This window comes from Sphingobacterium rhinopitheci, assembly GCF_022627575.1.
Lineage (GTDB): Bacteria > Bacteroidota > Bacteroidia > Sphingobacteriales > Sphingobacteriaceae > Sphingobacterium > Sphingobacterium rhinopitheci.
This window is the reverse complement of the sequence record NZ_JADEYQ010000001.1, coordinates 610,106-635,563: the sequence shown is the minus strand read 5'-3', so window position 1 is coordinate 635,563 and position 25,458 is coordinate 610,106. Positions and strand designations below refer to the sequence as shown.

17 protein-coding genes are annotated in these 25,458 nt (G+C 33.7%); 8 read left to right on the top strand and 9 right to left on the bottom strand.

The genetic code is table 11. The features are described 5' to 3' along the window. Positions 1–41: 41 nt before the first annotated feature. The 7 genes from IP023_RS02775 (at position 42) to IP023_RS02745 (ending at position 9,340) form a co-directional block, all read left to right on the top strand. Positions 42–1,904, top strand: coding sequence for a CocE/NonD family hydrolase (locus tag IP023_RS02775; RefSeq protein ID WP_241788719.1), 1,863 nt, complete (start codon positions 42–44; stop codon positions 1,902–1,904). 465 nt (positions 1,905–2,369) lie between these two features. Continuing rightward, positions 2,370–5,783 carry an isoleucine--tRNA ligase gene (ileS, locus tag IP023_RS02770; RefSeq protein ID WP_241788718.1) on the top strand — a complete coding sequence of 1,138 codons (3,414 nt, stop codon included), beginning with the start codon at positions 2,370–2,372 and terminating at the stop codon, positions 5,781–5,783. A gap of 2 nt (positions 5,784–5,785) precedes the next feature. Then, on the top strand, positions 5,786–6,172 hold the full coding sequence (locus tag IP023_RS02765; RefSeq protein ID WP_241788717.1) for a TraR/DksA family transcriptional regulator: 387 nt from the start codon (positions 5,786–5,788) through the stop codon (positions 6,170–6,172). 66 nt (positions 6,173–6,238) lie between these two features. Further along, positions 6,239–6,886 (top strand): lipoprotein signal peptidase, encoded by a 648-nt coding sequence (locus tag IP023_RS02760; RefSeq protein ID WP_241788716.1) that lies wholly within the window; start codon positions 6,239–6,241, stop codon positions 6,884–6,886. Between the two features lie 80 nt (positions 6,887–6,966). Then, complete coding sequence (locus tag IP023_RS02755; RefSeq protein WP_241788715.1) at positions 6,967–7,905, top strand: M28 family peptidase; 939 nt, start codon at positions 6,967–6,969, stop codon at positions 7,903–7,905. A gap of 3 nt (positions 7,906–7,908) precedes the next feature. Then, positions 7,909–8,820: an SDR family oxidoreductase gene (locus IP023_RS02750; protein WP_241788714.1), complete on the top strand. Its 912-nt coding sequence runs from the start codon at positions 7,909–7,911 to the stop codon at positions 8,818–8,820. Beyond that, entirely contained in the window at positions 8,810–9,340 is a 531-nt protein-coding gene (locus tag IP023_RS02745; protein ID WP_241788713.1) for an acyl-CoA thioesterase, read from the top strand. The genes IP023_RS02750 and IP023_RS02745 overlap by 11 nt, the downstream gene beginning before the upstream one ends. 43 nt (positions 9,341–9,383) lie before the next feature. Here IP023_RS02745 and IP023_RS02740 read toward each other — a convergent pair whose 3' ends face one another. From IP023_RS02740 to IP023_RS02705, 8 genes are all read right to left on the bottom strand, one after another. Then, the gene (locus tag IP023_RS02740) at positions 9,384–10,571 is read right to left on the bottom strand and encodes a C1 family peptidase (protein ID WP_241788712.1); all 1,188 of its coding nucleotides are present in this window, start codon (positions 10,569–10,571) and stop codon (positions 9,384–9,386) included. Between the two features lie 70 nt (positions 10,572–10,641). Next, a complete protein-coding gene (locus IP023_RS02735) occupies positions 10,642–14,385 on the bottom strand; it encodes an ATP-binding protein (protein WP_241788711.1) in 3,744 nt (1,247 codons plus the stop codon). A gap of 146 nt (positions 14,386–14,531) precedes the next feature. Continuing rightward, positions 14,532–16,451 carry a 30S ribosomal protein S1 gene (gene rpsA, locus IP023_RS02730; RefSeq protein WP_241788710.1) on the bottom strand — a complete coding sequence of 640 codons (1,920 nt, stop codon included), beginning with the start codon at positions 16,449–16,451 and terminating at the stop codon, positions 14,532–14,534. A 110-nt stretch (positions 16,452–16,561) separates the two neighbouring features. Continuing rightward, the gene (locus IP023_RS02725; RefSeq protein WP_241788709.1) at positions 16,562–18,427 is read right to left on the bottom strand and encodes a hybrid sensor histidine kinase/response regulator; all 1,866 of its coding nucleotides are present in this window, start codon (positions 18,425–18,427) and stop codon (positions 16,562–16,564) included. A gap of 2 nt (positions 18,428–18,429) precedes the next feature. Next, the gene (locus IP023_RS02720; RefSeq protein WP_241788708.1) at positions 18,430–19,395 is read right to left on the bottom strand and encodes a YihY/virulence factor BrkB family protein; all 966 of its coding nucleotides are present in this window, start codon (positions 19,393–19,395) and stop codon (positions 18,430–18,432) included. Continuing rightward, positions 19,392–19,802: an acyl-CoA thioesterase gene (locus tag IP023_RS02715; RefSeq protein WP_241788707.1), complete on the bottom strand. Its 411-nt coding sequence runs from the start codon at positions 19,800–19,802 to the stop codon at positions 19,392–19,394. The genes IP023_RS02720 and IP023_RS02715 overlap by 4 nt, the downstream gene beginning before the upstream one ends. A gap of 5 nt (positions 19,803–19,807) precedes the next feature. Beyond that, a complete protein-coding gene (gene mltG / locus IP023_RS02710; RefSeq protein WP_241788706.1) occupies positions 19,808–20,848 on the bottom strand; it encodes an endolytic transglycosylase MltG in 1,041 nt (346 codons plus the stop codon). A gap of 4 nt (positions 20,849–20,852) precedes the next feature. Further along, positions 20,853–21,605, bottom strand: a complete 753-nt coding sequence (locus IP023_RS02705; RefSeq protein WP_241788705.1) for a PASTA domain-containing protein — start codon at positions 21,603–21,605, stop codon at positions 20,853–20,855. Positions 21,606–21,740: 135 nt separating this feature from the next. On the opposite strand from IP023_RS02705, the gene IP023_RS02700 reads away from it, so the two are divergent. Then, positions 21,741–22,745: a D-alanine--D-alanine ligase gene (locus IP023_RS02700; protein ID WP_241788704.1), complete on the top strand. Its 1,005-nt coding sequence runs from the start codon at positions 21,741–21,743 to the stop codon at positions 22,743–22,745. Between the two features lie 68 nt (positions 22,746–22,813). On the opposite strand, the gene IP023_RS02695 is transcribed toward IP023_RS02700, so the two are convergent. Next, positions 22,814–25,441, bottom strand: coding sequence for a M14 family metallopeptidase (locus IP023_RS02695; protein WP_241788703.1), 2,628 nt, complete (start codon positions 25,439–25,441; stop codon positions 22,814–22,816). Between the last annotated feature and the right edge of the window lie 17 nt (positions 25,442–25,458).

Below are 25,458 nucleotides of genomic sequence, written 5' to 3'. Positions count from 1 at the left end.
ACTTATATATTTATAATTCATTAAACCTATTTACCTTTTTTATGCATAAAAGAATAGTTACCCTAATTTTTTCATTTCTTATTTTATGTACTATTACTGCGCAAGAAATAGATGAGAATTATATTAAAGCAAATTATAATAAGATTGAAGTAAATATCCCAATGCGAGATGGGATAAAACTATTTACTGCCATTTATACTCCAAAAGATATTTCTCGAAGTTATCCAATATTGTTGAATAGAACCCCCTATGCAGTGGCGCCGTATGGTGAAGATAACTATAAAAGTTCCCTTGGTAATTTTAAGGAGATGGCCAAAGAAGGGTATATTTTTGTATACCAAGACGTACGTGGTAAGTGGATGAGCGAAGGAGTTTTTGAAAATGTGAGACCTACGAAATCCCCAACAGACAAAAAAGGTATCGATGAAAGTACCGATACCTATGATACGATTGATTGGTTAGTCAAAAATGTAAAGAATAATAATAATAAAGTAGGGATGTATGGAATCTCATACCCTGGTTTTTATGCTTCTGCAGCTTTAGTAGGTTCACATCCTGCATTGAAAGCCGTATCTCCACAAGCGCCAGTAACAGATTGGTTTGTGGGAGATGATTTTCGTCATGGAGGTGCGTTATTATTATTCGATGCTTTTCGTTTTATGTATACATTTGATGCAGCTAGATCACATCCTGTAGACAATACCAAAGGCCCAAAAGGATTTTCTTTGGAAGGGAAAGATTATTATAAATTTTTCTTAAACAATAAAAATATAGGTGATCTTAAGAAAAATTATCTTGGACATACGGTGAAATTTTGGAATGATTTGCAGAAACATCAAACATTGGATACTTTTTGGTATAATAGAAATATAACACATCATCTCGATCAAGTGAAGCCTGCTGTGATGATAGTAGGAGGAACTTTTGATGCTGAAGATGTATATGGTACTTTTGAGACTTACCGTCAAATCGAAAAACAAAATAAAAATAATAACAATATACTCGTGGTAGGTCCTTGGTATCACGGGGGCTGGGTGCGATCGGATGGTAGTTCATTTGGGGATATACGTTTTGGCGAAAAAACGAGTCTGTATTATCAAGAAAAATTTGAGCTTCCATTTTTCGATTTTTACTTAAAAGGCAAAGGTTCTTTTAAACCTGCTGAAGCCAATGTCTATGTGACGGGAGCAAATAAATGGTATTCTTTTGATCAATGGCCACCTAAGGAATCTACAGCAAAGAAATACTATTTCAATACTAATAATAGATTAACAACTACAGCTCCTTTAGCAAAAGAAGCATTTGTGGATTATGAAAGTGACCCTAATAATCCGGTACCTTTCCAAGAAGGTATTATAACGGAACGTACACGCGAATATATGATCGCAGATCAACGTTTTGTAGCCAATCGCCCTGATGTGTTGGTATTTGAAACGGAGCCCTTAGAAGAGGACTTAATACTCACGGGGCCTATTACAGCCAATCTACATATTAGCATGAGTGGTTCGGATGCTGATTTTGTGGTGAAAGTGATTGATGTATATCCGGATAGTTCAACTGCTGTATCTGCCGTCAATGATAAGGTGGTGATGCCGGGGTATCAAATGTTGGTTCGTGGTGAAGTGTTGCGCGGGAGATTTAGAAATAGTTTTTCCAAGCCAGAACCTTTTACGCCCAATACGATAACCCCTGTATCTGTTGTGTTGCCAGATGTAGCGCATACCTTCAAGAAAGGACATCGTCTGATGGTACAGGTTCAACATTCATGGTTCCCATTGGTAGAGCAGAATCCTAATCAATTTATAGATGTTTTTCAGGCTAAATCAACTGATTTTATTAAAAATAAACACCGTCTATATTTTGACAAGGAGCATCCAAGTGATATTGTGATACAAGTTTTATAAAAATCAAAGAGGAGATAATTCAATTATCTCCTCTTTGATTTTTAACTTAAAAGTAGCATTTCAAGATGAGGTGCTTACCATCGTTTGGACAAAATTACAACCGATTTGAAGCTTTATGACTACTTTGTCTTGATAAGTTTTTTTTCTGCAGGCTTTTCTTATGTAATTACATGTGAAAGGATAATACTTAATGGAATTTGTTTGTTTGATAGGAATTCATCAATGTATAGGTTTATTTCTTTAAAATATAAATACTGCCCTTAGAAATATTATGGATATTGTTTGTCAGGTTTTTATGTGTATTTTTTGTAGTTATATTATATATTTTCCTTTTGCCTAGAAAAGGGGAAATAATATTGAATTTATTGTGTAAAATCTGTGTTTTGTCATTGTGAAATTTAGAGCTTCCTTTTTTGAGGATTATTGGTTAAATTAGCGACCTTTAAAAATAGATAAAAATACGCGATGTACAAGGAATATAAGCAGTTAAATTTACCGGAAATCGGCAAAGAAGTATTAAAACGGTGGGGTGCAGACAACATCTTTGAGAAAAGTATTTCAAACCGTCCTGCGAGCAAGCCATATACATTTTACGAAGGACCTCCTTCAGCAAATGGTATGCCTGGGATTCACCACGTGATGGCTCGAGCGATTAAGGATATTTTCTGTCGTTATAAAACCTTGAAAGGCTATCAAGTGAAACGTAAAGGTGGTTGGGATACGCATGGTCTTCCTATTGAATTGGCTGTAGAAAAATCTATGGGCATTACCAAAGAGGATATCGGTGTCAAAATAACGGTAGAAGAATACAATGATGCCTGTCGTAAAGAGGTTATGAAATACACGGATGTGTGGAATGACTTGACAGAGAAGATGGGCTATTGGGTAGACTTAGAAAACCCATATATTACCTATCAAAATGAATATATCGAAACATTGTGGTTCTTATTGAAAGACCTTTATAAAAAAGGCCTTTTGTATAAAGGATACACTATTCAACCGTATTCACCTGCTGCAGGTACAGGCTTGAGCTCTCATGAATTGAATCAACCCGGTACGTACAAAGATGTAAAAGATACTACTATCGTAGCTCAGTTTCGTTTGGATAAAACACAATCTCATCCTTTGCTGGATTCTTTAGTAGAATCTGCAGATGAGGATGTTGCTTTTATCGCATGGACAACTACGCCGTGGACATTGCCGAGCAACTCTGCATTGGCGGTAGGACCAAAGATTGATTACGTAAAAATAAAAACTTTCAATCAGTATACAGGTGCCCCTGTATCTGTTGTATTGGCAAAAAACTTAATCGCCAAACACTTTAAAGCTGAAGGTCAAGATGCTTCATTTGAAGATTTTAAAGTAGGGGATAAGATTGTTCCTTGGAAACAAGTAGCTGAATTTAAAGGTGAAGCATTAGTAGGTTTACGCTACCACCAATTAATGCCTTATATCACTTCTGAAGAGTTATTGGAAAAAGCTTTCCGCCTGATTCCTGGGGATTTTGTGACTACGGAAGATGGTACTGGTATCGTGCATATAGCGCCTACATATGGTGCTGATGACTTTAGAGTAGCCAAGGATGCTGGTGTACCTGCGATCATGGTAAAAGACGAAAATGGTAAAGATGTGCCTACAGTAGATCGTACAGGTCGTTTTGTGAAAGAGGTAATTGATTTTTCTGGTCGTTTTGTAAAAGAAGAATACTATTCTGCTGAAGAGCGTGCTGATAATGAATTCCGTCCTACGGATGTATTGATCGCTATCAAGCTGAAAGAAGATAACAAAGCCTTTGATGTGAAGAAATACGAACACACGTATCCTCACTGTTGGCGTACAGATAAGCCGGTATTATACTATCCATTGGATAGCTGGTTTATCAAATCTACTGCTGTAAAAGAGCAGTTGGTAGAATTGAATAAAACAATCAACTGGAAACCTGAATCCACAGGTTCGGGTCGTTTTGGTAATTGGTTGGAGAATTTAGTGGACTGGAACCTTTCTCGTTCTAGATATTGGGGTACGCCACTTCCTATTTGGCGCTCCGAAGATCAGGCAGAGGAGATTTGTATAGGTTCGATGTCTGAGTTGAAATCTCTATTAGAAGCTTCTTTGGTATCTGATCAGTTGTCAAATGAAGAAAAAGCTTTAAATAAAGAATATCTAGAGAAATTCGGTACTGACAAATTAGACTTGCATCGTCCATATGTAGATCATATCGTATTGGTATCCGAGACGGGGCAGAAATTGTTCCGCGAGCCAGATCTAATTGACGTTTGGTTTGATTCTGGTGCAATGCCTTATGCGCAGTGGGGGCTAGACTATGATAAGATGGCAGCGGGAGATCCACTACCTTTCAAAGAAGGTTTTGATGCTGCATTCCCGGCAGACTTTATCGCCGAAGGAGTAGATCAAACGCGTGGTTGGTTCTTTACATTGCACGCTATCTCCACGATGGTTCGGGGTTCGGTAGCTTTCAAGAATGTCGTATCTAACGGATTGGTATTAGACAAGAATGGTAACAAAATGTCTAAACGCCTAGGTAATGGTGTTGATCCATTTGCCACGATAGAAAAGTACTCTGCAGATGCTACACGTTGGTATATGATCAGTAATGCTTCTCCGTGGGACAATTTAAAATTCAACGAAGAAGGATTAGATGAGGTTCGTCGCAAATTTTTTGGTACCTTGTATAATACATATGCATTCTTTGCATTATATGCCAATATTGACAACTTCAATTATTCGGAAGCAGAGATCGCAATCGAGAGTCGTCCAGAAATCGATAGATGGATTATTTCTTTGTTGAATAGCTTGACAAAAGAAGTAGATGCTTTCTATGCCGATTACGAACCTACAAAAGCTGCTCGTGCTATTCAAAATTTTGTGGATGAGCATTTGAGTAACTGGTATGTACGTTTATGTCGTCGTCGTTTCTGGAAAGGCGAGTATACTGAAGATAAAATATCAGCGTATCAAACATTATATACATGTTTGGATACCATCGCAAAATTGATGTCGCCAGTATCTCCATTCTTTGCTGATCAATTGTATTTAGATTTGAATACAGTATCTAATAAAGAAAGTTTTGAATCTGTTCACTTAGCAGATTTCCCTACGTACAAGGAAGATTTAGTAGACAAAGCCTTAGAAGAAAGAATGGCATTGGCGCAAGATATTTCTTCATTGACATTGTCCCTACGTAAGAAAGTAAGTATCAATGTACGTCAGCCATTAAGTAAAATATTGGTTCCTGTACTAGATTCTGCATTCCAAGAGAAAGTAGAAAAGGTAAAGGATTTAATCTTGTCAGAGACGAACATCAAAGAAATTGAGTTCATCACCGATACTGCAGGTATAATCAAGAAGAAAATAAAACCTAACTTCAAAGCTTTAGGAGCTAAAGTAGGTAAAGACATGAAATTGGTAAGTACTGCTATTCAAGCGTTAGGAGCGGAGCATATTTCTATTTTAGAAAAAGAAGGCGCTTTAGCTTTAGAAGGTACGCCTTATACGATTGGGCTTGAAGATGTAGAGATTATTGCGGAGGATGTAGCTGGATGGCAAGTGGCTAACTTGGCTAACCTTACTGTAGCATTAGATGTACAGATTACAGCGGAGTTAAAGAAAGAAGGTATAGCACGTGAGTTGATAAATCGTCTTCAAAACTTAAGAAAAGAAAAGGGTTTTGAAGTAACAGATCGTATTAAAGTACAACTGACTGAAAATAATGAAATTGAAGAAGCTGCAAACAATAATTTATCTTATATTTGCGCAGAAATATTAGCTGATTCATTTGAATTTACTAACACATTGATTGCAGATGACATTATCGAAATCAATGATATTAAACTTAAAGTATTAATTGTAAAAAATTAATTATGGGAGAAAACACAGAAAAAACACGTTATAGTGATGCCGAATTACAAGAATTCAAAACTATCATACTCGATAAAATTGCTATTGCTAAAGAAGAATTAGGTGCGCTAACAAGAACACTAAGTAACAGCAATGCTAATGGAACGGATGATACTGCGGGTACATACAAAACATTAGAGGATGGTTCTGCAACTTTGGAGAAAGAGCAAACAAATCAATTGGCAGCACGTCAAAAGAAATTTATTGACAATCTAGAGGCTGCTTTGGTACGTATTGAAAATAAAACTTATGGTGTTTGTCGTGAGACAGGTAAGTTAATTCAAAAAGAACGTCTTAAAGCTGTGCCACATACTACATTGAGTATAGAGGCAAAAAATAAACAATATTAAAAATTATTTAAAATAGTTTAGTAGCCTTTGCAATATATGTTGTAAAGGCTATTTTATGAAATCATTATGAAAGGATATACAAAGCCTATTACATTAATTGTGATTATATTGCTTATAGACCAAATCTCTAAGATATGGGTCAAATTGAATATGACTATCGGCGAAAGTTTCAATGTGATAGGGAATAAGGTTCTTATTCATTTTATCGAAAATCCAGGGATGGCGTATGGGATGGAATTTGGTGGTGAATATGGTAAATTATTCTTAAGTGTATTTAGAATTATCGCTGTATGTGGTATTGGTTATGGTCTACATTATATGATCAAAAACAAATACAATAGAGGTTTTATTCTCAATGTAGCATTGATCTTTGCTGGCGCATTAGGTAATATATTAGATTCTGCTTTTTATGGAATGATCTTCAGTGAAAGTACATACTTTGAAAAGGCTACTTTATTTCCAGCGCAAGGATATGCAACATTTTTGCATGGCTACGTAGTTGATATGTTATATTTTCCATTGATAGAAGGTCATTTTCCTTCATGGTTTCCGATATGGGGGAGTGAACATTTCCTGTTCTTCCGACCTGTATTCAATGTTGCTGATTCAGCCATATCTGTAGGAGTTGCGCTTATATTGATTTTTCAAAAAAGATACTTCAAAGAAGAGCACCAGGAAAGTAATAATTTACACGACGAAATTAGAGAAGATTAATATTAAAAAATAAGAGCGAGAAATTATTCTCGCTCTTATTTTTTAATATTAAATTTGAATTCAACTAATAGTTATAAACAATGAGAAACCTATTTTTTCTGTTTTATTTGCTTTTTATCATTGCACCTTCTTTTGCACAGCAAATAGAAATAAAAAATCTAAAAAAGCATATTTATCACCTTGCAGATGATAAAATGAAAGGAAGAGCTACTGGTAGCGCCGAACTTGAAAAGGCGGCTGATTATATTGAAAGCTATTTTAAAAAATATAAACTTGTTCCAAAAGGCGAAATCGGATATCGACAACAATTTGAAGCTAAAGTTAGCCGTGTTCCAGTACTAGATAGTATTCGTACAGCACAAAATATCATAGGTTTTATTGACAATGGAGCTCCATACACTATTGTAATAGGTGCTCATTATGATCACTTAGGATTAGGTGATTTTGGTGGCTCTAGAGATACAATAACCAATATAGGGCACATTCATAATGGTGCAGATGATAACGCCTCTGGTGTAGCAGGATTGCTTGAGCTGGCTCGTGTGTATGCTACTAATGGTATTGTAGAAAATTATAATTTTTTATTTATTGCTTTTAGTGCGGAAGAGTTGGGATTATTAGGGTCAAAATATTGGACTAATCATCCAACTATTCCCTTATCTACGATCGATTGGATGTTGAATATGGATATGATAGGTCGCTATAACAAGGACAATGGTTTAGCAATTATTGGTTATGGTACTAGTCCTAGTTTTCCCATTATATTTAAAGATATTACCTCTGATATCAAATTCAACCTCAGTAAAGATGGGAATGGCGGTTCCGATCAAACGTCATTCTATAAAAAGGATATTCCTGTTTTATTTTTCCATACTGGAGGGCATGATGATTACCACAAAATAGGAGATGATGCGGATAAGATTAATTATATGGCATTGAAGTCAATTTTAGAATTAGAGATCGCGGTGATTAATAATTCTATGAAGGAAGGGAAAATGAAATTTATTTGGACAAACTAATATATGCGAATTTTTATTACTGGGTCTAATGGTTTTCTAGCTCAAAAGTTTTGTGAGTTAATTAAGGATGAACAGTTACCATACAATGTATTGGGGGTTTCTAAATCCGCTAATAGAAACATTTATTTGAATGATGATGAATTTGTGAGATTGGATCTTGTGGATTTTGAAGTTTTAAAACAGGAGATTACTAAATTTAAGCCTACCCATATCCTGCATACTGCCGCTGTAACAGCTGTCGAAGCTTGTGAGGAAGATAAACAATATGCTGATCTTATCAATGTAGCATTGACGGAGTATTTAAGTCAGTATGCTAAAGATAACAATAGCCATTTCACTTTTATAAGTACTGATTTTGTATTTGATGGCACAGAAGGCCCATATTCGGAAGAGGATAGTACCAAAGCTGTAAACTATTATGGTCAGTCAAAGATATTAGCTGAAAATGCAGTGCTTGCTTCAGGTGCTACAGCAGCAATTTTGCGAACTATTCTGGTATATGGTGCTATTCCCGATCGTAGCAGAGGAAATTTAGTGTTGTGGGCAAAAGGGCAGTTAGAACAAAACAAGCCTATTAAAGTAGTTTCTGATCAATGGCGTATGCCTACTTGGGTGGATGATCTCGCTCAGTCCTGTTTGTTAGCGATGAATATGCATGCTAAGGGAATTTTTCATATTTCAGGAGATGAGTTAATGACCATAGAAGAGTCGGTGTATAAAATTGCTGATGCTTTATCTCTTAAAAAGGAATTAATTTCGCCTATTACGGCTAAGGAATTAGGGCAGGAAAATAATAGACCTCGGATGACTGGTTTTAATTTAAAGAAATCAAAAATAGTGTTAAAGTATCAACCAACACCCTTTGTGGAATCTTTGACGTATATTTGTGATCAATTAAAAAGATATGGCAGGTAAATTTGCAAAAGAGTCTTATACGGAGATGAATGAGTTGGTACTTCCCAATGATACCAATACATTTGGTAATCTTATGGGTGGCCGATTATTGTACTGGATGGATATTTGCTCAGCTATGGCTGCTCAAAAGCATTGCAGTAATGTCGTAGTAACCGTATCTGTAGATAATGTTTCATTCAGTCGCTCTATAAAATTAGGCGAGGTAGTAACGATACAAGCACAAGTAACCCGTGCGTTTAATTCTTCTGTAGAAGTACGTATGGAGATATTTGCTCAAAATTTGCCACAGGCAACTAAGGTCAAGACCAATGAAGCTTATTATACTTTTGTAGCTATAGATCCTGTAGGGAAGCCTAAGCAAGTTCCTGAATTAGTACCTGAAACAGAGCAGGAAATACAATTGTTTGAAGCAGCACTTCGACGTAGAGAGATGCGGTTGATATTGGCAGGCAAATTAAGCCCTAAAGATGCGCCCAAGCTCAAAAAATTGATATCCTTATTTGGAATTGATGGGGAATAAATAAAGAACGGCACCTAATTTTAGATGCCGTTTTTATTTACTTTTATTTTAATCCTAATTTTTTTGTTATTTCTTTTGATAAGCCATTTTTATTCAAAAGGATAGTAAGAGTTTTATATTTTACAAATTCTTTGGTAACATACATGTATCCTTTGTAATCATTGGATGCTCCCCAAGAGTTTTTAACAATATAGTATTCTTTACCATTTTGATCTTTAACAAGACCTACGATATGCATACCATGGTCATCCGTTGTTGAATAATCATCAAATGCTAATTGGCGTAACTCTTCTGTTATTTGAGCCTCTGGTTTTGGACCATTGAATAAATTAGCTTGTTCCTCTTTGCTCATTTTATCGAAATCTTTTTCAGGAACAAAAGCAATACCATTTTTCCAACTAAAGTATTTTTCGGAAACATCTGTAGCCCAAGCAACGGTAAAACCATTTTCTAAAGCATGGTCAATTACTTCTGTCAATTCATTCATTTTTACATTGTAAAAGCTCTCGAAAGACCAGTTGTCAGGAATTAATAATACAAATGGTTTGTAGTATGGATATTCTTTAAAGGAACTGATACCTATATATTCGTCAGGGTTGATGCCTACTACTTGGTCTGCCCAAGTACGTGGAGTATATGTTTTGCCATTATATTCGAATGTCTCAGGTATTTCACCTAAATAAGCATTCATTACACCTTTAACAGCATTTTGCCACTCTGGAGTTAACTTTTTGTTTTTAACAATATTTGCATTCATCCCCTGTAAGATAGAAGACATTTCAGCGAAATTATTTCTAGTTTGTCCTTCGCGTAATCCTGTATATGTTTCTTGAGGTACAGCTCCAAATTTGCGGAATATTGTCAATACATCATGCAATTGACCTCCTTCACCTTGCGCTTGGTTACCGTGTAGTCTAACATAATTTTTAGACTTTTCTAAGTAGGTATAGTAGGCCGTAAAGATTGGTGATATTTCTACAGGTTTTTTGCCTTGGCGAATCATCTCAGACTCTAGGAATGAATTTCCAGAATATGCCCAACATGTACCCGAAGAACCTTGATCTTTAATCGATGTATTACCTAAATTAATTAATTCTGTAAAGACAAAGCCTTCTTTACTTTTATCACTTACATTGTTATTAAGTGCATTTATTAAATTGTCTTGAGCAAATGTTTGCGCGCTTGTAGCTAATAGTGCAGCTGCAACAAATAGAGATTTTCTCCAATTCATATTAATTAGTGTTTTTTTGAACGAATATAGTGCTTTATTTTTTTTCGTACATATGAATCATGTAAAAATACTATTGTAATGTTTTATTTTCTTTGTAGATTGGTAATTCAATGAAGAATGTGGTGCCAACATTAATGTGTGATTCGTAGTAAATTCGTCCACCCATTGCATCTACAGTTTGTTTTACAAAAGCTAATCCCAATCCTGTTCCCGATGATTTAGTAGTGAAATTTGGCTTAAAAATATTGCTTCTTAATTCATGAGGTATACCATCACCATTATCTTTTACACTTATTTTAATCCAATCAACATCAATTTTTTCAATACTAATACTTATCTGATGCTTTCTTTTAACGGAAGTAGCTTCTATAGCATTTTTTAACAAATTATTAAAGGCCCGTAATGCTTGATCTCTATCACCAAGTATGATTAATAAATCTATACCGGTAAGATTTTTAAAATCTATCGTCGTGTTAGTACTGTGTTTGAATGTTTCTATAGATTCATTGATCTCTTTGTTTACATCAATAGGAATTAGACGTGTGTCTGGAAGCTTTGCAAATGTCGAGAATTCGTTTGCAATATGTGCTAATGCATCAATTTGTTCAATAAATGACCTTGTTATTTTTTCAAAGCGTTCTTTCAAACGTGGATCATTTTCATTAAATGAACGTCTCAAATGTTGAATCCCTAGTTTCATGGGCGTCAATGGATTTTTGATCTCATGAGCTACTTGTTTTGCCATTTCTCGCCAAGCACTTTCACGTTCTGCATTACGTAATTGTTTGGCATTTTCTTCTAGCTTGATTAACATATAATTGTAATCCTTAATCAAAAGACCGATCTCATCTTTCTTTTTCCAATACAAAGGTTCATTTAATTTGTCATTCAAATTCGTAGTTGATAATTTTTTACGGATTAATTGCAAAGGCTCTGTAATCTTATTTGCAATATATAAGGACAGGAATGCAAATACTATGATAATAATAGTATAAATGTTGAATATCGTATTTAATAAAATGTCTCGACTTTCAAGATCTATTTCTTGCGAATCATAATACGGTATGCCTAAATAGGCTACTGTATTATAATTACTGTTTTTAATAGTTGCATAGATAGATTCATAACTATAATTTGCCATGACAACCTCATTATGTGTTTCTGTCTTTTTTAGTACATTTAATTCTATAAATGCAGTAGGATTCATATAAATGGACAAGAAGTTTTGTTCGAATATTTTTGGTTGCGTTGTATAAACTAGTTTTCCACTGTTGTCAAATAGATTGAAGTCTGTAACAACTACATCCGCAATACTCTTCATCAATTCTTGAAGATGGCTTATTTGGTCATTATTGTTTTCTGTTAGTATTTTTAACTCTAATTTATTAGCTACTTCAGCTATATATTTTAAACGCGTGTTTTCTCTAGTTTGTTTTGTTTGGATACGTATGCTAAAAAATGTGATCAATCCTGATATGAGAATAGCGACTAGTACGGATGAAATAACTAATGTCTGTATACGTGTACTATATCTTATGGTATTGTAAATTTCTCTTATTTGATAGTTAAGATAGCGTAATCTAAATTCTCTTTTTGAATAACGAGGAATAATATGTAAAACCAATTTCGTAAGGAACGATAGCACATATAATAATAGAAAAATAACGGATGTAAATGCTATAAATTGCCAATAGGGTTGATCGGGTTTACTAACTATTATGGTTTCATCTTCATTATTACGATATATCAAATGGTAATAACCATCCTGACTATCATATTTAATAAATTCATTCTTTACTTTTGGAATATTTCTATCTCTATTTGAATAAATATAGCTTCCTTTTTGTGCGACTAAATTGTTACCTCTATAGATAGCATAGCTGTCCTCATTGGAATTTTGAAAGTTTGTTAATACGGATTTCCCTCCTGTTAGATTATATATAATATCATTCGAATTTTTATTCGTAAAGTCTAATATTAGGGTTGCATTGGTGTTATATGAAATTGGAATACGAATAATAGAAAAATACTCATAAATACCTATTCCTGTTATTTGTGACTTATAAAAAAGATCTGTCTCATCTACTTTTATTGACTGACCTATTACTTTCTCTCTGAAAATATCTATTATTTGGGAATTATAATTACCTAGTGGAATATCATTTTCAAAATAATATCCTTTAAAATGATATTTGGAAATGTAATCATTAAGGTATTTTTTCCTTATATACTCATTTATGATCTCATCATTTTCATGACGCTTAGCATAGCCTAAAAGTAGCTTTAATTGCTTGTCCTGGAGTATATCTTTTTCGAGTTTCTTAAAATTACTAATCGCTTGAATATCATCCTCTGATTGAATAGCAGAAATAGTAATTTTCATCTGCTCTAATAATGTTTGTTTATTAGCTTCACTGAATTTTATATTCGTAATTAATGCTATTATAATGAGGGTTACAACATGTATGTATTTGTTTATCTCAGGCGAGACGATATTATCAAATAATCTAGCCATGATCAAAATACCAATTAGTATGGATATGATACTAAGATTTCCGCTGGTAGAGAATATTATTATAAATTGTATCAGAACGACTAGTTGAATGTTTAATGCGGTGATATTTTTTAAATTTAATTGTTCAACTATCCTTAAGATAAAATCTGTTAGTAGTATTAACGATACGATACTTATCGAATATATAATGATATGTATATAGGTTAATGAATTGCTATATAAAAATTTTGCTAAATCTTTTTGGTAATCAGAAGAGTAGGTAATTAGCGTAGCTAATTGATCAAATATATAAGTGTAAAATATATATAAGAAAGAGAGTAGAATGTAATATATTAGTATTGATAGTACGGGATGTTTTAACTTATTTGATACTTTAATGTATTTCTTTATACTTAATGTATATACAATAAGCCAAAATATGCTTAAGGTGTTAATCAAGTATGCCCATATATTAGGTGAAAAATAGTTGTATGAATATTTTTCTGGAAGAAATATATCTAAGTTAGAAAGCGAAGAAATCCAATTCGTTTCTAAGTCAAATATGCGGATCAGAAATAACGTAATACCGAGTAGTAATATAGATTTTAATGGCTTCTTTCTTTTAGCCAAATGATGGCAAATATTTGTTACTATAATAATAAAACATATGCTTGCAAAAAACCAACACAATAACTGCAGACGTATGTATATATTATCATGTTTTCCTGATTTTAATTTTACTGAGAATAATAGCGAATCATCTGGTGAATAGATATTTCTAATATTTTCTGAGTCACTAAATTGTGCTATTTCTATATTATCAGCTTGTAAATAATCTAATAGTTTTTTCTTTTTGCTATTTTTAAGACTGATAAATTCTTGTTCTATGGGTATTAAGGCTAATAGCTTTTTACCATTGGATAATTCTTTTTCCTTTGCTACATAAGAAGAGTTCTCTTCCTGAATATAACTGGTTTGTTTTGAAAACGTGGATAATTTTGTAGGAACATAACTATTTGTTGCCCAAAAAATAGGTGTATTGTTTTTATAAATATATAAATAGACATGCTGGTCTAGATATTTTTTTGCAATGTCTTTTACATGTAATGGATAGTTTTCGCTATTATCAAATGTTTTTAATAGTAATGAATCACTAAATATTTCGTTTACTAGATTTTCTTTCTTAAGGAGGTTCTTATTAAGATATTTTGTATCTAATTCTAATATATCTGTGTCAGTAACAGTATGGCGTATTGTTAATGCTGTGCCCAAAAATAGGAGGGTAAGTATAAGCAGTAATACGCGAATGTTAGTTTTCATTATAAATCGGTATAGATAACAGTTACCTATTAATATTATTTTAAAAATACTCTATTCTTTCTTGTGATGCAACTAACTTAAAATAAAAAAGCTCCAACCAGATGGTTGGAGCTTTTATTATTTGAAAGATTCTAAACGCGTTAGAATTATTTACCTTCCATTTGCTCTTTTAATTGAGCTAAAACGTCTAAGTCACCTAAAGTAGATTTCTCAACAGAATCTTTTACTTTTTTAACTGCATTAGATGATGCTTTAGCATCTTTCTTGCGAGCATTTGATTCTTCTTTACGAACTTCTTCTTTAGCATCTTCCCAAATACGTGAGTGAGAGATAACTAAACGTTTGTTTTCTTTATTAAATTCAATGATTTTGAATTCAACAACGTCATCAACTTTTAAAGAATTACCGTCTTCTTTAACAGAGTGTTTAGATGGACAGAATCCTTCAACACCGTATTGTAAAGCTACGATATCACCTTTGTCACCAACTTTGATAACTGTACCTTCGTGTAACGAACCTTCAGTGAAGATTGTTTCGAAAGTATCCCAAGGGTTTTCTTCTAATTGTTTGTGACCTAAAGATAACTTGCGGTTTTCTTCGTCTAATTCTAAAACAACTACGTCTAATGTTTCACCTACTTTAGTGAATTCGTTAGGGTGGTTGATTTTTTTAGACCATGATAAATCAGAGATGTGGATCAAACCATCGATACCGTCTTCTAATTCAACAAAAACACCAAAGTTAGTCATGTTTTTAACTACTGCTGTTTGTTTTGAACCTACAGGGTAACGCTCAGTGATGTTTTTCCATGGATCAGGAGTCAATTGTTTGATACCTAAGCTCATTTTACGCTCTTCGCGATCTAATGTTAAGATTTGAGCTTCGATCTCATCACCTACTTTTAAGAACTCTTGTGGAGAACGTAAGTTTTGTGACCAAGACATTTCTGAAACGTGGATTAATCCTTCAACACCTGGGATGATTTCTAAGAAAGCACCGTAATCAGCAACTGTTACGATTTTACCTTTAACTTTTGAACCAATCTCTAAAGCTGTGTCTAAAGATTCCCAAGGGTGAGCTGATAATTGTTTTAAACCTAAGGCGATACGTTTTTTCTCATCATCAAAATCTAATACAACTACGTTGATCGTTTGATCTAAAGCTAAAACTTCTTTTGGATGCTCGATACGGCCCCAAGAGATATCAGTAATGTGAAGTAAACCATCAACACCACCTAAATCGATGAACACACCGAAGTCAGTGATATTTTTAACTGTTCCTTCTAATACTTGACCTTTTTCTAATTTAGCAACGATTTCAGATTTTTGGTTCTCTAAATCGTCTTCAATTAATACTTTGTGTGATACGACTACGTTTTTGAATTCGTGGTTGATTTTTACAACTTTGAATTCCATAGTTTTACCTACATAAATATCGTAGTCACGGATAGGTTTGATATCGATTTGAGATCCAGGTAAGAATGCTTCTACACCTTTGATGTCAACGATTAAACCACCTTTAGTACGAGATTTAACGTAACCATCGATGATAGCATCATTTTCTAATGCCTCATTGATAGCTTCCCATGATCTTTGAGTTTTTGCACGCTTACGTGACAATACTAACTGACCATTTGCATCCTCTTGAGATTCAACAAATACATCAACAGTATCCCCGATTTTTAACTCAGGTAAATCACGAAACTCAGTTTTTGCTACAAGACCGTCTGATTTGAAACCTACGTTTAATACAACGTCTTTGTTGTTAATTGAAACAACAACACCTTCGATAATTTCACCTTGATTGATTTGGTTGAAAGTACCTGCGTATTGCTCTTCTAATTTAGTACGCTCAGCTTCGCTATAGTTACCGAAAGCTTTCTCATCAGCATCCCAATCGAAATCACCAGCTGGAGTACTCCAAGTGTTTGATTTGATTTGGTCGATTAAATTTGAATCTGCTTCAGACTCAATTGTCTCTGTGTCTTTCACTACTTTAGTGTCAGCACCCTGTAGCTCTGCGTTTTTCGCCGCTAACTCTTTTTCTGCTTCTTGTTTTTTTGCCATTAATTAATTTCTCCTTTTTCCTACTTAAGTAGGAAGTGCAAAGATACGAAAATCTTTTATTTACAATATTTTATGTGAAAATATATTTGATGCTATTATAGTTTAACCCTTTATTTCATATTTAAGGTGTTTACGATAGTTTTAAGTAGGTCTTTTTCATTAAATGGCTTTGTTAATATGCCGTCAAAGTAACAATTGTTGATTACTTCTAGTTTTTTAACTTGTTGATTGTCAGATGATGTTGCTATTACTTTTATATGGTTATAAATGACATTTTCCTTTATTTTGACTAATAATTCATCTCCAGTCATTATCGGCATATTGATGTCAGTGATTATGATATCTATTTTTTGTTTAGATATTATTTCTAATGCTTCCATTCCATTGTTTGCACTATACGTATTTGGAAATTTAGCGAAGAATTGTTTTAAGTACAAAAGGTTTAACGCATTATCATCTACGATAAGCCATGATAATTGATATGGGAGATCATTTAATGTCGTGTATTGATGCGGTTCCGAAGCTTTATGTTTGGCGATTGGAATAGGGATTTCTACCGTAAATACGGTTCCTTTAGCAATGATGCTTTGGATGGCGATTTTACCATTAAGGGAATTAACTAGTTTTTTGGTTATATAAAGTCCTAAACCTAATCCACTACTATATTTATCGTCTATTTCTGCTGTAAAATATCTTTTAAAGATATTCTGCTGTACATCAATAGGAATTCCAATACCTTCATCTTTAATTCGAATCTTAAGTATGCTCGTGTCTAAGATTTCTATACCACAACTTACAGTACCTTCATTAGAATATTTTATGGCATTTGCTATCATGTTATTAATGATTTGTCGTATTTTAAATTCATCAGTGAAGATGATCGTTGGACTATCATTGTCTAAGGAATATTCTAATTTGAGGTGCTTAATTTTTGCTTCACTTTGGTGTAACTCAATGATGTCAGATACAATCTCTTCGATATCAAAGGAATGGTAATTGTTGCTAGCATCTTTTTTCGTGTTTTGGTTTAAAATATCATTAATTATGTTGGATGTATTGGTAATACTCGTATAGGCTGATTCTACTAACAGTCGATCTTCTTCGTTGTATAAGTTTTTTTTCTTCTTAAGGATTTCTATGATTCCTATCAACGAGTTTATTGGCGTTCTTATCTCATGTGCTATTTCGGTAAAAATATCAGATTTTTTTTCTGCAAGCTTGCGGGCGTATAGTTTTTCGTTCGTTAGTTTGCGCTTATAATACGAGGAAAAGAATTGATAATAAATGATAATACATATTAGGATAAATATAAATATTAAACATAGGAATGTTTTTACCCTAAATTGGTTAGATTCCTCAAATATCACTTTTGACTCATTTTCTATAATATCTCTTTTTAACTGTAAGAGATCATGATTTAGGGTTCTTATTACTTGGTTTATTTTATAAAGTACATTGACATTATAGGAAAGCAATATATTTTTAATAGTATTGAATGTAGCCAAAGATGGATTCGCTATTGAATTCTTCTCTAGTGTTTCTTTAAAAATAATTGTACTATCGAGGTTTGAACTTATGAGAAGGAAGTAATTTAGGATTTTCTTATCCTGTTCTATCTTAAGGTTCTTTTGTTCTTCTTTTTTAATAATTTCTTTTCGTGTTGTGACTAAAGAATCAATAACAGTTTTGAAATTATATAGCCTTTTTTCGTATTCACTATAGTCTTTGGGATTTAGACTTTTACTAAAGATTACAAAGTGCTGTTGTGCTTCATTAAATTTATTGTAAATGGTATCAATATTTTCTTGACTTTCTTTAAATGTTTGTAAGATGTTTTTCGTTTTATCCTCTATGTTTTCATATTGGTGATATGAAGAATTAAAAAGAAAGAAGAAAGCTATGAATAGGATGAAAGTAGTGATTAACAATAATACTCTAGTAATTCGACTAATATTGAAACCTTTACTTTCTATCATTTTTAGGTTATTTTAAAAGTGTTGGTGTTTTTTATTATAATTGGTTTGACACTTTGCTTTGACAAAGTAATACTTGCATTTAGCTCAAATCCTATCAATAGAATTAATGAATTGAGATACATCCAAATCATTATTACAATCATTGTACCAATTGATCCATATAACTTGTTATAGGCATTAAAATTATTTATGTAAAAAGCAAATCCAGAAAAAGTTAATATCGCCAAAATAGTCGCTAATGATGCTCCAGGGTTGATAAGCTTCCATCGTTTTGACACTGATGGACCATATTTATAGAGTAAACTTACGGTGAAAAAATAAATAGCAAAAAATATTATCCATCTTGCTAATTTGATAATAGATGTCCAAAGCCATGAAATATCTAGATCTATTTTGTCTTTCAAGTAATTGATGGTCAGTCCTGTAATCGTGAATATAGCAATTCCTAAACTTAATGCTATTATTGTAGCGAAAGATAACGCCAAAGCAGTAAGTCGGCGTTGCAGCCAAGTTCTATTTTCTTTGGTTAGTGATGCTTTATTGAATGCCATCATTAGATTGGTCATCCCATTGGTTGCAAAGAAGGTAGCCAAAATAAAACCAAAAGATAGTAAGCCACTGTTTTGTGTATTTATAATATCCTCCAGTGTAGATTTTACTGCCTTAAAGGATTCCTCCGGCATAATGATAGCTAAGAATTCGAGTAGATTTTGTTGAAAATTAGCTATCGGGATATATGGTATTAGGGTGAAAAGAAATATTATACTCGGGAATATAGCGAGCATAAAGTTGTATGATAAGGACGAAGCCTTATTCAGAATAGATTCTTTTTTTATTTCTTGAAAAAAGAAAGTGATAACTGTAAACAGCGGAAGTTTGTTGAAACCTGGTAAAATTGCAGTTTTTGACCATTCAACTATTTCATTTACTATTTTTAATTTTAGCAAACTTCGCTGTATTTTTTTCATTTCAGGTAGTATGATTGTAATTTGTCTACAAATATTTGAGGTGGTTTGCAGGGTCTATTTTTTAGCATATCAACAAAAACTAACTGTGTCATACCTGTATTAAGTAGTTTACCAGCTTCATCAAATAATTCATACTCAAATTTTATACGTACACTTGGATGCTCTTTTATTGTAATTCTAATGGTTATTAATTCGTCATATTTTGCCGGCGTATGATATTTTGTTTGCATTTCTACAACAGGCATCATTACCCCCATTTCTTCTAGTTCTTTGTATGAAATACCTGTCACCCGAAGCATTTCTGTTCGTGCTACTTCGTAATAAGCAGCATAATTTCCGTAGTAAACATAGCCCATTTGGTCCGTCTCGGCATATCTCACTCTTAGTTTATGTTCATATACATACATAAGAATTATTTTTTTATGTTTCTATCATCTAATGCTTTTTGGAATTTCCTTGCATTTACAAGGTGTTCAGTTACTGTTGTTGCAAAAGCATGGTATCCTGAAAAATCTTCCTTAGCGCACATATATATATAATCATGGTTCGCTGGATTTAATACGGCGTCGATTGCCACAATAGGTGGCATATTGATCGGTCCTGGAGGTAATCCTTTAAAGCGATATGTATTATATGGATTGTCAATAGTTAGGTGTTTATTTAACACACGTCTAATCGTGAAATCATTATTTGCAAATATAACAGTAGGATCAGCCTGTAATAACATTCCTTTTTTTAATCTATTCAAATATAAACCTGCGATCATAGGCATCTCGTCATTGTGTAATGCTTCACCACGCACGATAGAAGCTAATATAGAAACTTCAGCAGGAGTCATATTCAGCGCCTTAGCTTTCTCCAGTCGTTCGGCTGTCCAAAACTTCTTGTATTCTTCATTTAGACGTTCTATTACTTTTTCTGGCGAAGTATTCCAATATATTTCGTAGGTGTTTGGAATAAACATGGCGTAGAAATTATCTTTTGTAAAACCATATTGCTCCGCTAGCGCTTCATTGTTTAATAGTGCACTAAACTGTGCTGAATCAGCTTGAAAATTTTCACCCAACACAGCAGCAAGATTTTCCTTCAATCTAATGTTTGAAAATCTAAGCTTAACAGCTTCTTGATAGCCTCCACGAAGATTGCCGATCAATGTACGGTTGCTCATTCCTGGTGTCAATTTATATTTACCTGATTTTATGCTTTCCGGATATTTCATCAATTTAGCAACGTAGTCAAATGTTTCAGGGTCTTTGACAATTTTATCTGTTTTTATGCGATTCAAGACGTCTATATAGGTGTCATTGGTGTGAACATATAAGTAAGGTGCAGCATCTGTTACGGAAGATCCTAAAAATGCTTGATAGCCTTTCCATCCTATTACTCCTGCAATAAGTACTATTACTAGAAGTATGATGCCTACCCACTTAGGAAATTTTTTATTTGTTGACATATATTTAATCGTTTGAAAAAGTTAAATTTATTGGCGTGCCAATTGGAATAATTCGAGCTGTTGAATCAGGATGTTGTGCGATTATGCGTGCTGTAAGTGTATCAGTGATATTCCCTGATATTGACCCGATGGTTAAGCCTAATCCTTGTAGTGCAAATTTAGCTTCCGATAAGGTTAGATTAATTAATACGGGAACTTCGACATCGTCTGCACCCTTGCCATTACCTAAAACTAGAGTAATAGAAGATCCTTTTGAAATTTTTCTTCCTGTTTTTATCGATTGACCTGCAAATTTAGCATCTAGGACTACATCTTTAGCAATATCATTGATATAAATTGTGTCGCCTACTTTTAGGGATAGATTTTTAATTATAGCCGTTGCTTCAATAAGATTTTTCTCAATTATATTAGGGAAATCTACTTCTGGAGCTACCTGGGTTATGATAGTCAAATATACGGTTCTTCCACTTTTTACTAAAGATGATGCTTCCGGATCTTGCTCTATAACTAATCCAGGCTGTGCATCTAATTGATAGACAGAATCGATTTGATAAGCTAATCCAGCTTCATCTAATATTTTTATGGCTTCACGGATATGAAGACCTTTCAATACAGGTACTTCTTGCGAATCACCATGTTTGGTGTATGTCTTTAGACCGAAATAAATTATTAAAAATAATCCAAATATTGCTATTAGCGCATAAATTAGATTTTTACGGAACTCATTTGTCTTTAAATACAGTAATAGTTTTGACATGTAGCTTTTTTTTATGTTAATTTCGTTAAATCACTAATACGAATTAATCTGTTCTTTAGTATAAAATTTTATTAGGCAAAAATATTCGTTTTTAAGCGTATCTCAAATTATATTTGTGATATACAAACTAATAATATGAAAACAAAAGTAGCATTAATTACCGGAGGTTATACAGGAGAAGCAGAGGTATCTTACAAAAGTTCTAAATTTGTATATAGTCAAATTGATAAAAACAAGTATGATGTATATATGATTGATATTACTACCGAAGGGTGGTACTACGATGACCAAGATGGAAAAAGATATCCTGTATCTAAAGAAGACTTCTCTGTAATAATCAAAGGGGATAAAATAATTTTTGATGTTGCTTTTATAATATTGCATGGATCACCTGGTGAAGATGGCCGTTTGCAGGGGTATTTTGATATGATTAATTTACCTTACACTTCTTGTAATGCATTGACTTCTTCCCTTACGATGAATAAAGGATATACAAAAGCTATTATAGCTGATATTCCTGAAATCAATGTCGCTAAATCTGTATTGTTATTCGAAAATCACAGAACGAATGCTTATGAATTAGTGACTTCAAAATTAGCTTTACCTTATTTTGTAAAACCTAATGCTGGTGGTTCTAGTATTGGTATGACCAAAGTAAAGGAAATGGAACAGCTAAATGAAGCTTTGCACAAAGCGTATGATGCTGAGAATACAGGTAATCAAGTGCTTGTGGAGGAATTTGTGTCTGGCCGTGAATTTTCGCAAGGTATTTTTAGAAATACCAATGGTGAGCTTATTGTTTTGCCTGCTACAGAAGTGAAAACTACGAGAGAGTTTTTTGATTTCGAAGCCAAATATATTCCTGGATTAACAGAAGAAATTACGCCAGCAGATTTGACGCAAGAGCAACAAGATCGTGCCGCTCGTATAATTAAGGAAATATATATACGATTGAATTGTAAAGGTATGGTTCGTGTGGATTTCTTTTTGGAGAATGATACAGATAAATTTTTCTTTATTGAGATTAATACTATCCCTGGGCAAACCGCTCAAAGTTTTATTCCACAGCAGGTAAGAGCTTTTGGGATGAAAGAAACTGATTTTTATGGTGAATTAATTGAAGCTGCCTTAATCTCGTAGCTTATATATATTTTAGATAGCGAAGCCTGCCATTCTCATGGCAGGCTTTGCTATCTAAAATAATCCTTTTATTTGTATAGATTGCTAAACAGTAATCTAAATGTTCCATGTGTCTGTGCTCGAAATGTTATATCCGTTGTAAATACGGTTAGCTTACCATTGTCTATATTTTTCTCAAAGCCAATAACCCCATCTTTGAGATATTGTTCACCCCATGACCAGCCGCTTTTTAAGAATTTATCTCCCGCAAACCACAATAATGGTTGGATTGTAGCATCGTTTATTGTATATACATTATTATTATTGAAATAGATGTCAATAGTAGGAGGGTAGCCCATGGTTGATAGTTGCGTATTATCTACTTGTGTGGCTAATACAGAACCAGGTGTATAGAAAACTTCTCTGCTTAATGGATTCGAATTAAGGTCTACCAAATGATTACTGATGCCCAATTTCAAGTGCTCGGCTATTTTTGAGGCACCTCCGATAGCAATTACCTGGCCTCCTTGTTTAATAAATTCCTCTAGTGCAGGTAATGATTTTTCTATTGAGATATTTCCCCATTGCGAAGCATAAGGTTCAGGTATATTATTAGGTTTAGCATTATTGTTGTTTCTAAACAGTGCATTGCTAGGTAATACAATAATATCATATTTATCTATTAATTTCCCTTTGTCTATATCTGTTGCAAATATGACATTGTAGTCATAGCCATATTCGTCAAACAGAAACCTCGTCCATCCCGAAGGCATACTGCCACCATAGCTGTCCCAAAGCGCTATGCGCGAAGGTTTAACAATAGTTGATTTCTTATCTATTTTTTGTAAACCATATGTAGGTACAGTGCTTTTCGTCAGTATGGCTTTATTCTTTTCATTGTTTAATACCGCAAAATCACCTGATGATAACCTATATACTTTTACATTATCGGCTAATAGTTGGTTTACGATCTTAAAGCTTTCATTTTCTTGAATAGATAAGCCTATATATTTAGAGTTAGAGATAGTTGCTTTTATACTTTTAATAGGCTCTCCAAATGGTAATAACATGCTTTCTACAGTGATAGGCTCGTAAATACGCTCAAAATTAATATGCATCAGGTATGCTAATGTCCATCCCGCAGCATCATATGGTGCTATAGGAGGACCGCCTGGATATTCAAAATCATTTGGATGATCTTGCGCTTCAAACATATCTAATATATGCGGCCTGAATGCTTGATTTGTTTTTATAATATAACTATTAGCAGGGAATAGTTTTCCGCTCACTTGAAATGCTTCTGTCGCTTGTTCTATTTTAATCCCGTTGGCCGATAGTGCACTTAGGAATCTATTGGTGGTAGCTGGATTCTTTTGATTAGCTGTGATTATATAAGCTCTAGGGTCTCTATATGCAGGATTGCTAAATAATGAATCTAGTGCTTGTATAGGATTTCTCCTTTGACTATGTACATTTTTATCCTCTTTATTCAACTTTGCAATCGCCGAATCTATAACTGCTATTTTGCTTGGAGATAAGCTGTAAGTGTCTTTATTGCCCTTCTCAATAGAGTTTTTTCCCATTCGGTAAATGTTGTAAAGTAATTCAGGCTTATACTTTGCTGCATAATTTAGGACAGCATAGTTGAGGGAGGTCGAGTAATCTATAGATTGTTTGAAATGCCATGTTTGTGGAAGAACAGGATAATGTGTATTACTATTAGGAAGTAACCGTGATGGTACTAAGGGAATATCAAATGGATTGGGTCCTCCGATGATTTCAGTTAATAGGCCTATGGTATTATGAAAATACGTCGTAGTACGTAAGCCTCCATTGTACCATGTTGAGAATACTGATCCTCCGCGTTGTGTATAACCAGGTTTATTTTCTGCATATAAGCGTGAAGCCATAGCCGCTCCTAAAGATTCGATACCTGTGATTACTAATGGATCAAATACATAATTGAAAGGATCTCGATATGGGGCACCTGCTACAACGGCACCCGCAGGGGCTGTTTGGTGATGGTTGTACATGATCTGAGGATTCCATTCTATGAACAATTGCTTGGCGATATTTTGTGATTCTTTTAAGTTCAGCATAAAAAAATCCCTGTTGTTATCGTGTCCTGCATATTTTTGATAGAGTTTAGGAATATATGCTAATGATCTTTTTTGAGGATCTGATTCACGCATGTACCAATTGCTCACCAATTCTTGGCCATCAGGATTAGCATGTGTCAATAATATAATCGTGTTGTCTAATATAGATTTTGTGTCTTCATCATTGTTTGATGCTAATAAGTAAGCCATTTCAATCAGTTGATGGGTACCTACTGTTTCATTTGCATGCAAGCCGCCATCAATCCAAACTACAGCTTTCCCTTGTTTGGATAATTTTTGGGCTTCAGCCTCGGTTATTTCTGCTCGTGCAAGGGTTTGAGCAATTGACTGGTATTTAGTTAGATTTTTTAAATTTTCGGGTGATGATATGATCAACATAGGTTGGTCCCTACCTTCTTCAGTTTTACCAATTACAGTGTATTTAATCCGGTCAGATTCATGGGCTATTTTTTTTAAATAGGTTTCTGTTTGAGTGAAATTAGCCAATTGATAATCGTCACCAATATTAAAACCAAAATGACTTTTTGGAGTTGTAATTTGGCTATTACTTTGAATATAGCATGTCATCAAAGCAATAATAGTAAATAGGTACTTCATGAGTTAGGTTAGATTAG

Bases quoted from the DNA above. Each gene is read 5' to 3' on its own strand.
- IP023_RS02765 (WP_241788717.1), top strand. From the start codon at position 5,786: ATGGGAGAAAACACAGAAAAAACACGTTATAGTGATGCCGAATTACAA.
- rpsA (WP_241788710.1), bottom strand. From the start codon at position 16,451: ATGGCAAAAAAACAAGAAGCAGAAAAAGAGTTAGCGGCGAAAAACGCA.
- IP023_RS02725 (WP_241788709.1), bottom strand. From the start codon at position 18,427: ATGATAGAAAGTAAAGGTTTCAATATTAGTCGAATTACTAGAGTATTA.
- IP023_RS02745 (WP_241788713.1), top strand. From the start codon at position 8,810: ATGGCAGGTAAATTTGCAAAAGAGTCTTATACGGAGATGAATGAGTTG.
- IP023_RS02775 (WP_241788719.1), top strand. From the start codon at position 42: ATGCATAAAAGAATAGTTACCCTAATTTTTTCATTTCTTATTTTATGT.
- mltG (WP_241788706.1), bottom strand. From the start codon at position 20,848: ATGTCAACAAATAAAAAATTTCCTAAGTGGGTAGGCATCATACTTCTA.
- IP023_RS02755 (WP_241788715.1), top strand. From the start codon at position 6,967: ATGAGAAACCTATTTTTTCTGTTTTATTTGCTTTTTATCATTGCACCT.
- ileS (WP_241788718.1), top strand. From the start codon at position 2,370: ATGTACAAGGAATATAAGCAGTTAAATTTACCGGAAATCGGCAAAGAA.
- IP023_RS02720 (WP_241788708.1), bottom strand. From the start codon at position 19,395: ATGAAAAAAATACAGCGAAGTTTGCTAAAATTAAAAATAGTAAATGAA.
- IP023_RS02695 (WP_241788703.1), bottom strand. From the start codon at position 25,441: ATGAAGTACCTATTTACTATTATTGCTTTGATGACATGCTATATTCAA.
- IP023_RS02740 (WP_241788712.1), bottom strand. From the start codon at position 10,571: ATGAATTGGAGAAAATCTCTATTTGTTGCAGCTGCACTATTAGCTACA.
- IP023_RS02750 (WP_241788714.1), top strand. From the start codon at position 7,909: ATGCGAATTTTTATTACTGGGTCTAATGGTTTTCTAGCTCAAAAGTTT.
- IP023_RS02715 (WP_241788707.1), bottom strand. From the start codon at position 19,802: ATGTATGTATATGAACATAAACTAAGAGTGAGATATGCCGAGACGGAC.
- IP023_RS02735 (WP_241788711.1), bottom strand. From the start codon at position 14,385: ATGAAAACTAACATTCGCGTATTACTGCTTATACTTACCCTCCTATTT.
- IP023_RS02760 (WP_241788716.1), top strand. From the start codon at position 6,239: ATGAAAGGATATACAAAGCCTATTACATTAATTGTGATTATATTGCTT.
- IP023_RS02705 (WP_241788705.1), bottom strand. From the start codon at position 21,605: ATGTCAAAACTATTACTGTATTTAAAGACAAATGAGTTCCGTAAAAAT.
- IP023_RS02700 (WP_241788704.1), top strand. From the start codon at position 21,741: ATGAAAACAAAAGTAGCATTAATTACCGGAGGTTATACAGGAGAAGCA.